Origin of the sequence: Domibacillus sp. A3M-37, from assembly GCF_024213455.1 — a bacterium.
In the GTDB taxonomy this organism is placed as follows: Bacteria; Bacillota; Bacilli; order Bacillales; family Domibacillaceae; genus Domibacillus; species Domibacillus tundrae.
Genome location: NZ_JANAVL010000002.1, coordinates 402,127 through 414,413, shown reverse-complemented (window position 1 = coordinate 414,413; position 12,287 = coordinate 402,127). Strand labels below are relative to the sequence as shown.

The window sequence follows — 12,287 nt, the reverse complement described above, 5'->3', positions numbered from 1 at the left end:
TTCTCTCCTTTACGCGCGTGGATGATGATTCCGATATGTGTGCTGCAAATGCTCTTTCGTAATATGTGTATACATTTGGGTAGACGACAGACTGGCATGTCCGAGCAGTTCCTGCACTGTTCTCATATCTGCACCATTGTTTAACATATGCGTTGCAAACGTATGCCTTAACATGTGCGGATGAATTTTTCCTGATAACGATGCTTTTTGGATTAGTCCATTTAAAATATGGCGGATGCCGCCTGTCGTGACCGGCGCGCCTCTAAAATTAACGAACAGTTTGTTATGATCTACTTTTTTCATTAATAAGGGTCTGCTATTTTGTATATAGCTTTCTACTGCTTCTGCGGCAAAGCTGCCATATGGAACATACCGCTCTTTGCCACCTTTTCCGTGTACAAGCAAGACACCAAGGCGCGTATCAAGGTCTGTAAGTGCAAGACCGGCACATTCACTTACACGAATACCTGTTCCGTACAAAATTTCAAGCAATGCACGGTTCCGAATGGAAAGGAAGTCTGACCCTTCAACTGTTTCAAATAATTCCCGCATTTCTTCCTCATAAAAAAAAGACGGCAGTTTTTTCGTTCCTTTCGGGCGATGTATAAGTAAAAACGGATTTTCTTTTACAACATCTTCCCTCATCAAAAAACGGTAAAACCCGCGGATGGCGGATATTTTTCGAGAAACAGAAGCACGGGCCATTTTTTTCTCGTGAAGCAGCGTTAAGTATAAACGAGCCGTCTGATATGTGACATCTGTCAAATCTGCTAACTGCTGTTCGTTCATAAACATAAAAAAGTGCTCCAGGTCATCACGATAACTTTTCATCGTGTGAACAGAGCTATTTTTTTCAATTTGTAAATAAGCAAAATAAGAATGTGTATAATTTTTGAAAAGTTTAGACATTTCTCCACCTCATAAAAGGGCTACTAAATGATAGCACATGTTAGTAACCCTCCGCAAGAAATTTACAAACTTTTCGAAAAAGTTTGAATTTTTCCCAATGCACGTTCAGCAAGCGCCTCGTATCGTTCTTTCTTTCCTTTAATCTTCATCGGCAATACTGGAAACAAGCCAAAGTTTGCATTCATTGGCTGAAAGTTGTCCGGCGAGGCGTGCGTAATGTAGTGCGCCATGCCGCCGATGGCTGTTTCCTGTGGCGCGGTAACAGGTTCTTCTCCCAATGCAAGTCTTGCTGCATTTATACCAGCCATTAAGCCACTCGCTGCCGATTCCACATACCCTTCTACACCGGTCATTTGCCCGGCAAAAAACAAATTCGGACGCTCTTTCAGCTGATACGTTGACAGCAGCGCTTTTGGCGAGTTAATAAACGTATTGCGATGCATGACCCCGTAGCGGACAATTTCAATATTTTCAAGACCCGGAATAAGCTGAAGCACTTCTTTTTGCGGTCCCCATTTTAAATGTGTCTGAAAACCAACAATGTTATAAAGTGTTCCAACTGCATTATCCTGACGAAGCTGAACGACCGCATATGGACGTTTTCCAGTACGTGGATCTTCAAGACCAACTGGCTTCATCGGACCGAACAGCATTGTTTTTTTGCCTCGGCTGGCCATCACTTCAATCGGCATGCATCCCTCAAAGAAAATCTCTTTTTCAAATTCTTTTAGCGGCACTGTTTCTGCCGCAATGAGCGCTTCATAGAAACGATCAAATTCTTCTTCATTCATCGGGCAGTTTAAATAAGCGGCTTCTCCTTTGTCATAACGAGACTTCAAATACGCCACATCCATATTAATACTGTCTTTTTCAACGATTGGCGCAGCTGCATCATAAAAGTATAAATAATCTTCGCCTGTCAGCGCCTGAATTTTCTCAGCCAGTCCGCTCGTTGTTAATGGTCCTGTTGCAATGACGGTAATGCCTTCTGGAATCTCAGTTACTTCTTCATTGATCACCGTTACGTTCGGATGATTTTTTACACGCTCTGTTACATGTCCTGCAAATTCATGCCTGTCAACAGCGAGCGCACCGCCAGCCGGAACTGCACAGGCATCGGCTGAACTAATAATAACAGAATTCAAGCGGCGCATCTCTTCTTTTAAAACACCAACTGCATTTGTTAGTCCATTCGCGCGCAGCGAGTTGCTGCAGACAAGCTCAGCAAATTTATCCGTGTGATGGGCTGGTGTTTGCTTTATGGGCCGCATTTCGTATAAACGAACCTGCAGACCGCGTTCTGCAATTTGAAAAGCTGCCTCACTTCCAGCAAGTCCGGCGCCGATTACATTAATTGGTTGAGTCATATTTAGTTCCCCCCACTTTAAAGGTACGTACCTATATATCCATTTAGCATTGTACACTACCTGCTTATAGAAAAAAAGAAAAATGTTTTTAATCAACATGAAAAACCGCCTGATATTAAATAAAATCAGGCGGTCCAATCTGGTTTATGCTTGAGGCTGTTCTTTATAATCGCATTCTGTACATTGAATCTGTACACCTTTTTTAAGCTTTTTCTCAACAAGCAGCTTTGCACATTTTGGACATGGACGTTCAATCGGCTTATCCCACGAAAGAAAGTCGCATTCTGGAAAGCGATCGCATCCGTAAAAAATACGCCGCTTTTTACTTTTTCTTTCTATTATATTACCCTTCGTACATTTCGGGCATTTCACGCCGATCTCTTTGACGATCGCTTTTGTGTTCCGGCATTCAGGAAAATTACTGCACGCCATAAATTTTCCATAACGGCCCATTTTAAAGACCATTTCGTGCCCGCACTTTTCACAGTCCTCACCAGCAGGTTCATCTTTTATTTCTACCTGCTCCATTTCTTTTTCAGCTTTTTCAAGGTGGCCCTCAAAACCTTTGTAAAACTCATCGATGACAGCGACCCATTCCTTCATGCCATCTTCTACGTTATCAAGGTCCCGTTCCATTTTTACAGTAAATTCAACATCAATAATATCAGCGAAAAACTCAACCATCAATTCATGAACGATAGTCCCGAGCTCCGTTGGGACAAATCGCTTATTATCAAGTGCGACATATCCACGCTTTTGAATTGTATCAAGTGTTGGCGCATACGTAGATGGGCGCCCGATACCCTGCTCTTCCAGCGTTTTCACAAGACGGGCTTCCGTATAGCGTGGCGGCGGCTGCGTGAAGTGCTGCTTAGAATCAAGGTCTCCTGACTGTACCGCATCCCCTTTTTCGAGATTTGGCAGGAAGTTTTCTTTTTCTTCATTCGCATCATCTGATCCTTCAACGTAAACTTTCATAAAGCCTTGAAATTTCACTTTTGACCCCGTCGCTCGGAACATTACGTCCCCATTCACAATATCTGCGCTGACTGTATCCATTACTGCAGCGGCCATTTGACTGGCGGTAAACCGTTCCCAAATGAGCTTATAAAGACGAAGCTGGTCACGCGACAAAAAGTCCTTTAATGAAGATGGTTCACGCAGCGTACTAGTTGGACGAATCGCTTCGTGTGCATCCTGCGCATTCGTTTTTTTCGGTTCTTTTTTCTGTCCTTGTTCTTTTACGTACTCTTTTCCATATTGGGAAACAATATAATCCAGGCTTTCTGACTGTGCCACTTCTGACACCCGCGTTGAATCCGTTCTCATATACGTAATTAAACCGACGGTGCCTTCTTTCCCAAGATCAATTCCTTCATACAATTGCTGGGCAAGCATCATCGTCTTTCTAGCTCGGAAGTTTAACTTTCGGGCTGCTTCCTGCTGAAGTGAAGACGTTATAAAAGGGGCTGCCGGATTTCGGCGCCGCTCTTTTTTTGTAACAGATCCCACTGAGAATTGGTTTCCATTAATCGCAGCTAACACTTTTTTTACATCTGCTTCTGATGTGAGTTTTTCTTTTTTTCCGTTTAAGCCATAAAAAGAAGCGCTAAATGTGTCACGATCTTTCGTAAATTCTGCTTCAATTGTCCAATATTCTTCCGGAACGAATGCTTTAATTTCATTTTCACGATCAATGACAAGGCGAAGTGCCACCGACTGAACACGTCCGGCACTAAGTCCTTTTTTCACTTTCTTCCATAATAACGGGCTGATGTTATAGCCAACAAGCCGGTCTAAAATGCGGCGCGCCTGCTGGGCATCCACCAAGTCCATATTAATCGGCCGTGGGTGCTTAAAAGATTCCTTAATAGCATCTTTTGTGATTTCGTTAAAAACAACCCGGCAGTCAGATGACGTATCAATGTTTAATGAATGAGCCAAATGCCAGGCGATGGCTTCCCCTTCACGATCCGGGTCAGCCGCGAGATAGATTTTTTTCGCTTTTTTCGCAGCAGTTTTCAATTCTTTTAAAACGGGTCCTTTACCGCGGATGGTAATGTATTTTGGATCGTAACTATTTTCCGTATCAACGCCCATTTGGCTTTTCGGCAAGTCCCGAATATGCCCCATTGATGCGCGTACTTTGTATTTCTTCCCGAGATAGCGTTCAATTGTCTTCGCTTTCGCCGGGGATTCCACTATTACTAAATAATCTGACATAAAATAAAGCCTCCCCCGAGAGGTAAAATGAATAATTAGACATATTATTATGCGGATGCCGCTTGTTTGTCAAACGTTTCTCTTTTACATTATTCATTTTTGTTCTCTATATGTTACAAAACAGGACATGTTTTGCAAAATCATTCTGTTGCAAAATTTATATGATATTGACAGAAATTGCAACTGTTTTCGCAAAAAGTTTTTTTATTCCTGATTGAATTCCATTAAAATATCGTCAGCACAATGAACAATTTTGGCTCCATCTGCAATTAACGAATGGACCCCTTCGGAAAGCGGATGTGTAATAGGTCCCGGCACCGCAAACACATCTATTCCTTGTTCCATTGCAAAGGAAGCGGTAATGAGCGACCCGCTTTTTTTCGCCGCCTGAACGACGAGTACACCTTTAGACAATCCGCTCACAATCCGGTTTCGGGCTGGAAATTGCCATTTTTCCGGTTTTTTATCTGGCGCATACTCAGATAAAATTAATCCTTCTTTTGAAATCCGCTGAGCCAGCTGTATATTTTCCTGAGGGTAAAAGTGCCCAAAACCGCCCGCAATAACCGCAATTGCTTTGCCGCCTGCCTGTAATGCCAATTCATGTGAAAATGCATCAATCCCTTTAGCAAGCCCACTGACAATTAAAATGTTTCTCTCTATTAAAGACGGAATGATCGACTGAAGTGCTTCTTTTCCGTACTGATCACCATTTCTGGCGCCGACAACAGCGAGCATGTTTTCTGTTGTCAATAATTTAACGTCCCCCATCGCAAACAACCCCCACGGTGGCTGTGGCAGCCTTTTTAGCTGTTTAGGGTACAGCTTATCGTAAATCGGAATAAAGATCGATGAGGACTTCATTAATGATGAATAAAGATGATTGAATGATAAAGAGTGGAGCTTTTGTAAAATGAGGTCTGCTTGTTGAGTGGATCGACCAGTAATCTGGGCGTATTCGGTACTTGGCATTCGAGAGAGCGTTTCTAAATAATGATCATGTTTTAATAATAAATATTGATCTTTCCAACTAATATTCTCACAATATTGCAGTTTTAGCAGCCATTTTGTCGTTTCATCCACGTTCATTTCCCTCCTTTAATTCACACAAAATGAGACGCCTGATCCAATCAGGCGTCCATTCACGATTAATGTGTTTTACACTCTTCCAATAGTCCTTTTTCTTCAAGAACTTTAATCAATGTTTCACCCATAACAGAAGGCGTTTCTGCTACTTGAATACCGCACTCGTTCATGACGCGGATTTTTTCATCAGCTGTTCCTTTACCGCCTGAAATAATCGCGCCGGCATGACCCATACGTTTGCCTGGAGGTGCTGTACGGCCGCCAATAAAGCCGACAACGGGTTTTGTCATGTTGGCTTTTACCCACTCAGCCGCTTCTTCTTCAGCTGTACCGCCGATTTCACCGATCATGATGACCGCTTTTGTTTCTGGGTCTTCATTGAAAGCTTTTAATACATCGATAAAATCCGTTCCATTTACCGGGTCGCCGCCGATGCCAACTGCAGTGGACTGACCGATGCCTGCCTGCGTCAGCTGGTGAACCGCTTCATACGTAAGCGTGCCGGAGCGTGATACAACGCCGACATGGCCTTTCGTATGAATGTAGCCCGGCATGATGCCGATTTTGCACTCGTCCGGCGTGATAACACCGGGGCAGTTTGGTCCGACAAGGCGTGTTTTCTTGCCTTGCATATACCGTTTTACTTTGACCATATCAAGCACTGGAATATGCTCTGTAATACAAATAGCCAAATCAAGATCCGCGTCAACCGCTTCTAAAATCGCATCCGCCGCGAATGGAGCTGGAACGTAAATAACTGAAGCGTTTGCACCAGTTTCTTTTACCGCTTCCGCCAGCGTGTTAAATACGGGTACGCCTTCAACTTCAGTGCCGCCTTTTCCAGGTGTGACACCGCCAACGATTTTCGTGCCGTATTCAAGCATTTGTTTTGTATGAAAAAGGGCAGTAGAGCCCGTAATGCCTTGGACGATTACCTTTGTATCTTTATTAATAAATACACTCATGCCTGTACCTGCCTTTCTATTGTCAACATCTTGATTATTTTACGAGACTAACGATTTTTTGCGCGCCATCTGCCATTGAATCTGCTGAAACAATGTCAAGTCCTGACTGGTTCAAGATTGCTTTACCGGCATCTACGTTCGTACCCTCTAACCGGACGACCAGCGGTACAGATAAGCTTACTTGTTTCGCCGCTTCTACGACACCCGTTGCAATAACGTCGCATTTCATAATGCCGCCGAAAATGTTGACGAAAATTCCTTTTACATTTTCATCAGAAAGAATAATTTTAAACGCTTCTGTTACTTTTTCAGCTGTCGCGCCGCCCCCAACGTCAAGGAAGTTGGCGGGGTCGCCGCCATAATGTTTAATAATGTCCATTGTGGCCATTGCAAGACCGGCGCCGTTTACCATACATCCGATGTTTCCGCCAAGCGAAATATAGCTGAGGTCATATTTGGATGCTTCAATTTCTTTTTCATCTTCTTCATCAAGATCGCGGTATTCCAAAATGTCTTTATGACGGTACAGAGCATTTGAATCAAAGTTCAATTTTGCATCAAGCGCCATAACCTTGCCATCACCTGTCACAACAAGCGGGTTAATTTCTGCAATCGAGCAGTCTTTTTCCACAAATGCCGTATAAAGGCTCATCATAAATTTCACAGCTTGTCCAACGAGCTCTTTCGGAATGTTAATGCTGAACGCAATACGGCGCGCCTGGAATGGGCTGAGACCTGTTACTGGATCAATGTACTCTTTGAAGATTTTTTCAGGCGTCGCTTCTGCCACTTCCTCAATTTCTGTTCCACCTTCTTCAGACGCCATTAAAACGACTTGAGATGTGGCACGATCCAGGACAAGGCCAATGTAGTATTCTTTTTTTATGTCGCACCCTTCTTCAATAAGAAGGCGCTTTACTTCTTTACCTTCAGGGCCTGTTTGATGCGTGACCAATACTTTGCCGAGAATTTCTTCTGCATATGTACGTACTTCATCAAGATTCTTTGCAACTTTCACACCGCCCGCTTTTCCACGACCGCCCGCATGAATCTGTGCTTTGACAACGTTTACTTTTGTGCCAAGTTCTTTTGCTGCTTCAACCGCTTCTTCAACAGAAAACGCAACTTTCCCATTCGGTACGACAACACCGTAGCTTCTGAGAACTTCTTTCCCTTGATACTCATGAATATTCATCTTTCAGCCTCCTATCGATCTCAAACACAAGTCTCATTGCAAAACAGACTGCGACTTCATTGTAGAGAAAAAAAGAAATTATGTCTAGTTTTTTCAACATAAAAAACCCGCTCTTTTTTTCAAGAACGTTTTTTTTGCAAAACGCTTACAATGTTTATTTACCTAGACGCCGATCGAGACGGTACACGAACGCGAATACTTCAGCGACGGCCTGGTACAAATCCTCTGGAATCGCTTCATTTATTTCAAGCTGACCGAGTAGTTCAACAAGTGCCGGGTCTTCTTGAATCGGAATATTGTTTTCTCTTGCAGATTCAAGAATTTTATCTGCAATGATTCCTTTTCCTTTTGCTTTTATGATTGGTGCACCCGCTGAATCCGGATTATAGGACAGGGCTGCTGCCTGCTTACGATTTGTTCGATTCATATGCGGATATCCACCCCCATATAGCCGTCATCATCCATGATGCGGGCAAGTGGCGGCTTTGATTTATCCTCAACTTCTTGCAGGGATGGTTCTTTAAAATGGACCCCTGACAGACGGTACCCGCCTCCTTCAAGTGCTTCTTTCAAAGAGTCAAATGCCGGACTGCTTATTTTTTTCAAGAGAGGGATAGGTGCATCTACACTAATATTGATATGCACGATCCGGTTTTGTACTTGCATATCAATAACCGTATTTCGTAAATTTGGCATTTCCACGTAAAACAAAACACGACAAAAATCGGCATCGATTTTCCCGTCCTCTTTTTTCTTCCCTTGCCACTTGATCGTGACATCTCCCTTAAATTCACCGAATTGAACAGGAGACTGCATAACGAGCTGCTGCAGCGGACCAGATTCAGCAGATAAAATATGCTGAGCATTCAGACGGCCGACTAGCTGCTCTGCCGCTTCTCTGACCGGTACAGGCATTGTTTCCGTCATCAGCTTAATCAATTCCTGCTTGACAGTTTGCGGCACGGCTTCCGGCTTATTTTTTGACGCAATCATTGCTTCATGATCCAGTCCAAGAAAGCGAAACGCATCGCGCAATGACGCATTCGCTGTCGGTTCTGGGAACGAAAGAGTTTCTGCGCCGAGAAGCATAGCCATACGCGCAGCTGCTTGATCGGGAATGGATGCAGCAGCTAAGGAAGCGAACTGAAACAACGATGCGGTCATTTTCGCGTCAGGCATCTGGCCCATTTTTAGTTCACCTGTCAGCTGCGCTAATTGCTGCATCATTGCCAGACGGTCTGGGTGCTGCAGTGGAATCGATAAGGAAACAGCTTCTTTAAACACCGCCACCGCTTCTTGGGACGTGGGACGGCTGACAAGTTGGACAAGTGTTTCTTTTATCATTTGAACGGGTGCAGCCACTTCATTTGCACCACGATTTGTTATCGGGATGCTTCTTACAATGGCAGCAAGTGATTCCTCTCCGCTTCCTCCTGTCATGGCAGCGCCAGGCGCAAGCGATTGATGAAGTACTCCAATAGCTGCTGCTTTTAATGATGGATTTGTACTTTGCAGAGCCAGGGCTAACTGGGCTGCTTTTTCATTTGGACTGCCTTGAAAACTATGGGCACTAGAAGGCTTTTCCCCAAGCAGCCGGCTAATGGCCTCGACAGCATTTTTGTTATCAACACTGTTTTGTGGAAGCATTTGCTGCAGGGAAACCATTTTTTCCGTCATCGAATCTGGTGAACGGGCTGCCACAAGAGCTTGAAAAACGTTTTCCGTCATCGGCAAATTGCGGTTCATCATAAAACGGAGTACTTCTGTCCCATCTGCTAATCCGGATTTCCCCAGCCAGCCTGACACCGTTTGAATGAGCTCTTTAGACAGTGTCTTTCCATTTTCAATTGCTGCTGTCGTAAAAGCAATGTTTTCTTTTGTCGGCTGAATCTGCAGCTTTTCAAGCAGCATGGACGCTTGATCCGCGGACCGGTGAAACGGCGCATAGTCCGTCAGAACATTGAGCTGGATTCCTTTATTAAGAGAAGCCACTTGAAAAAAATAACGTTCTCCCATTTGCAGCGGCACTTCTAACTGTGCCGTTATTTTTTGCCCAAGCACGGCGAGCTCCGCCATTTGACCTGGCAAAAGCTTGATGGCTTTGCCGGAAAAAATTTGTCCTTCTTTTAACATTTCAACCGGATTACGCCCTTGCTGCACTCTTAGCCCTCTTTGTATTGCCTGTTGGCCAATTTCCATGCGTCTTCACCCCGCTTTATGCTTTGTCATTTAAATCATCTCTTTTATTGGTGCAAACGTTTTACGGTGCTGTGGTGTAATGCCGAGTGTCTGCAGTCCATTTAAATGCTCTTTCGTTCCGTACCCCATATTTTTCTCAAATCCGTATCCGGGATATTCAATCGCATATTGTTTCATAAGTCGGTCGCGCGTCACTTTGGCAATGATGGATGCTGCAGCGATGGAGGCGCTTTTTGCATCCCCTTTTATAATCGATTCTTGGCTAATTGCACATGGGAGCGTCATCGCATCAACAAGCAGATGATCCGGCTGTTCTGAAAGTCCATTCACAGCAAGAACCATCGCTTTTTTTGCCGCTTCATAAATATTGATTTGATCAATTTCTTCTGCACTGACGATACCGACACCTGTTATGGCTTTTTCTATAATGAGCGCGTATAATTCGTCCCGAACAGACTCTTTTACTTTTTTCGAATCATTTAACCCTTCCGGCAAAAAATCTTTCGGCAATATGCAAGCAGCCGCTACAACAGGACCGGCAAGCGGCCCTCTTCCTGCTTCATCAATTCCGGCAATCAGCTGCATTCCTTGTTTCATAGCGTTTCGCTCATACGCCATTATTTGATGCAGCCGTTCCTGCTCATCTTTATTTTTTTGAATGCGGCGCTTGCACGCTTTAACAGCTGCTTGAACACCGCTTCTATCATCCATGGTCCATTGGATGAGCCGCTTATCTTCTAACGTCGTAATCGATACGAGTTGTTCTTTTATTTGGGCAATCGTTTCGTTTTTCATTTTCACTTTGCTCCTTACGTTTATTATCGGCTCCTCATTCTTTTTTTCCACAAAAAAACGCGAAGGAAATCCTTCACGCTTTTTTTGGGGGAATATCAAATGTAAGACGGCCAAATTGCGTTGTACGCACATCACGGATAATAATATCCGTGACTTTGTCATAATCTATGCCGCCCCCCGGGGATAAGGATCCCCGCCGCCCTCCAATTTGTTCAAATACAGCTGCCATATCATCCGGCAGCTCCCTATAGCCATATCGTTCTTCCAATCTGGACGGATATCGGCTTTCAAGAAATCGCAAACCCCAAATTGCGACGTCCTGCAAGTTTAAAATTGAATCTTTAATCGCTCCTGTTAAGGCCAGCTTAAAGCCAGTTTCCGGGTCCTCGAACTTCGGCCATAAAATACCCGGCGTATCAAGAAGCTCCAGATTTCTTGCAGTTTTAATCCACTGCTGCGCTTTCGTTACACCCGGCATATTTCCGGTTTTGGCAATGTTTTTCTTCGCGATACGGTTAATGAGTGTCGACTTTCCGACATTGGGAATGCCGACAATCATTGCTCTCATCGCACGTGGCTTTATACCTCGTGCACGCATCCGGTCGAATTTTTCTTTTAAAATGTTTTCGGCTGCTTTCACTATTTTATCAAGCCCATTCCCGGCTTGTGAATTAACCGAAACCGATTCAACACCATGCTCTTTAAAATAATTGATCCATTCTTTTGTAATCACCGGGTCCGCCATGTCCTCTTTATTAAGAATAACGAGCCGTGGTTTTTGATTTAAAATTTCATCGATCATTGGATTGCGTGAAGACAACGGCAGACGCGCATCAACCAGTTCGAAAATAATATCAACGAGCTTCAATTTTTCGGTCACTTGCCGTCTTGCTTTGGCCATATGGCCGGGAAACCACTGTATCGTCAAGCTTACACATTCCTTTCTGTCCGTTTAGTCTACTAGATGAACCTGATCAAACGGCCAGTAGACAAATTTTGTTTCACCAACAATCTCATCTATTTTGATTGTGCCAATGTGGCGTCCATCTTTACTAAAGCGCCGGTTGTCGCCGAGCACAAAAATCTCACCCTCCGGCACCGTTTCCTGCCCGGTAATTTCAGCGAGTGTAAAGTCCGGCGTAAGCGGTCCATCTGTTACTTCGCTTTTGTATTCATCTAAATACGGTTCATCGATTGCTTTGCCGTTTACATACAGCACATCATCTTTATACTCGACTGTTTCGCCAGGAAGGCCGATCACCCGTTTTATGTAATCTTTATTTTCCGGCGCATGAAAAACGACGATATCAAAACGATCTGGATCGCCGAGTTTGTTGACAATCATTCGATCTCCGCTTTCAAGCGTCGGCATCATCGAAAGTCCATCGACCACAATCGGTGCAAAAATAAAATAACGGATAAGAGCAGCAAGCCCGACTGCGATCAACAGTGCTTTTGTCCATTCCCAAAATTCATTTTTCCCTTCAGCCATGCTGGCACCACCTTCATTCTAAGTACATCCATCATATCATGATGTGTGTAAAACCT

Annotated in this window: 11 protein-coding genes; all 11 read right to left on the bottom strand. The window is 44.0% G+C overall.

Annotation, left to right across the window (positions count from 1 at the left end):
- Nucleotides 1-9 precede the first annotated feature (9 nt).
- The 11 genes from xerC to lepB all read right to left on the bottom strand — a co-directional run bounded on the left by xerC (nucleotide 10) and on the right by lepB (nucleotide 12,231).
- Nucleotides 10-909 carry a tyrosine recombinase XerC gene (gene xerC / locus NLX67_RS06220; protein WP_254310737.1) on the bottom strand — a complete coding sequence of 300 codons (900 nt, stop codon included), beginning with the start codon at nucleotides 907-909 and terminating at the stop codon, nucleotides 10-12.
- Between the two features lie 62 nt (nucleotides 910-971).
- Entirely contained in the window at nucleotides 972-2,276 is a 1,305-nt protein-coding gene (gene trmFO / locus NLX67_RS06215; protein WP_254310736.1) for an FADH(2)-oxidizing methylenetetrahydrofolate--tRNA-(uracil(54)-C(5))-methyltransferase TrmFO, read from the bottom strand.
- A gap of 144 nt (nucleotides 2,277-2,420) precedes the next feature.
- Nucleotides 2,421-4,499 carry a type I DNA topoisomerase gene (gene topA / locus NLX67_RS06210; protein WP_046179161.1) on the bottom strand — a complete coding sequence of 693 codons (2,079 nt, stop codon included), beginning with the start codon at nucleotides 4,497-4,499 and terminating at the stop codon, nucleotides 2,421-2,423.
- 204 nt (nucleotides 4,500-4,703) lie between these two features.
- The gene (dprA, locus tag NLX67_RS06205; protein ID WP_254310735.1) at nucleotides 4,704-5,582 is read right to left on the bottom strand and encodes a DNA-processing protein DprA; all 879 of its coding nucleotides are present in this window, start codon (nucleotides 5,580-5,582) and stop codon (nucleotides 4,704-4,706) included.
- Nucleotides 5,583-5,647: 65 nt separating this feature from the next.
- The gene (sucD, locus tag NLX67_RS06200) at nucleotides 5,648-6,550 is read right to left on the bottom strand and encodes a succinate--CoA ligase subunit alpha (protein ID WP_046179159.1); all 903 of its coding nucleotides are present in this window, start codon (nucleotides 6,548-6,550) and stop codon (nucleotides 5,648-5,650) included.
- Nucleotides 6,551-6,584: 34 nt separating this feature from the next.
- Nucleotides 6,585-7,745, bottom strand: a complete 1,161-nt coding sequence (gene sucC, locus NLX67_RS06195) for an ADP-forming succinate--CoA ligase subunit beta (RefSeq protein ID WP_046179158.1) — start codon at nucleotides 7,743-7,745, stop codon at nucleotides 6,585-6,587.
- A gap of 154 nt (nucleotides 7,746-7,899) precedes the next feature.
- On the bottom strand, nucleotides 7,900-8,172 hold the full coding sequence (locus NLX67_RS06190) for an EscU/YscU/HrcU family type III secretion system export apparatus switch protein (protein WP_046179157.1): 273 nt from the start codon (nucleotides 8,170-8,172) through the stop codon (nucleotides 7,900-7,902).
- Nucleotides 8,169-9,944: a hypothetical protein gene (locus tag NLX67_RS06185; protein WP_156153979.1), complete on the bottom strand. Its 1,776-nt coding sequence runs from the start codon at nucleotides 9,942-9,944 to the stop codon at nucleotides 8,169-8,171. Before NLX67_RS06185 ends, NLX67_RS06190 begins: the two co-directional genes overlap by 4 nt.
- Nucleotides 9,945-9,974: 30 nt before the next feature.
- Nucleotides 9,975-10,739, bottom strand: coding sequence for a ribonuclease HII (locus NLX67_RS06180; protein WP_046179155.1), 765 nt, complete (start codon nucleotides 10,737-10,739; stop codon nucleotides 9,975-9,977).
- A gap of 73 nt (nucleotides 10,740-10,812) precedes the next feature.
- The gene (gene ylqF / locus NLX67_RS06175; RefSeq protein WP_046179154.1) at nucleotides 10,813-11,667 is read right to left on the bottom strand and encodes a ribosome biogenesis GTPase YlqF; all 855 of its coding nucleotides are present in this window, start codon (nucleotides 11,665-11,667) and stop codon (nucleotides 10,813-10,815) included.
- Between the two features lie 24 nt (nucleotides 11,668-11,691).
- Nucleotides 11,692-12,231 (bottom strand): signal peptidase I, encoded by a 540-nt coding sequence (gene lepB, locus NLX67_RS06170; RefSeq protein ID WP_046179153.1) that lies wholly within the window; start codon nucleotides 12,229-12,231, stop codon nucleotides 11,692-11,694.
- Nucleotides 12,232-12,287: the final 56 nt, after the last annotated feature.

Excerpts from the sequence above, each read along its gene's own strand:
- xerC (WP_254310737.1), bottom strand. The coding sequence starts at position 909 with ATGTCTAAACTTTTCAAAAATTATACACATTCTTATTTTGCTTATTTA.
- trmFO (WP_254310736.1), bottom strand. The coding sequence starts at position 2,276 with ATGACTCAACCAATTAATGTAATCGGCGCCGGACTTGCTGGAAGTGAG.
- topA (WP_046179161.1), bottom strand. The coding sequence starts at position 4,499 with ATGTCAGATTATTTAGTAATAGTGGAATCCCCGGCGAAAGCGAAGACA.
- sucD (WP_046179159.1), bottom strand. The coding sequence starts at position 6,550 with ATGAGTGTATTTATTAATAAAGATACAAAGGTAATCGTCCAAGGCATT.
- sucC (WP_046179158.1), bottom strand. The coding sequence starts at position 7,745 with ATGAATATTCATGAGTATCAAGGGAAAGAAGTTCTCAGAAGCTACGGT.
- NLX67_RS06190 (WP_046179157.1), bottom strand. The coding sequence starts at position 8,172 with ATGAATCGAACAAATCGTAAGCAGGCAGCAGCCCTGTCCTATAATCCG.
- NLX67_RS06185 (WP_156153979.1), bottom strand. The coding sequence starts at position 9,944 with ATGGAAATTGGCCAACAGGCAATACAAAGAGGGCTAAGAGTGCAGCAA.
- NLX67_RS06180 (WP_046179155.1), bottom strand. The coding sequence starts at position 10,739 with ATGAAAAACGAAACGATTGCCCAAATAAAAGAACAACTCGTATCGATT.
- lepB (WP_046179153.1), bottom strand. The coding sequence starts at position 12,231 with ATGGCTGAAGGGAAAAATGAATTTTGGGAATGGACAAAAGCACTGTTG.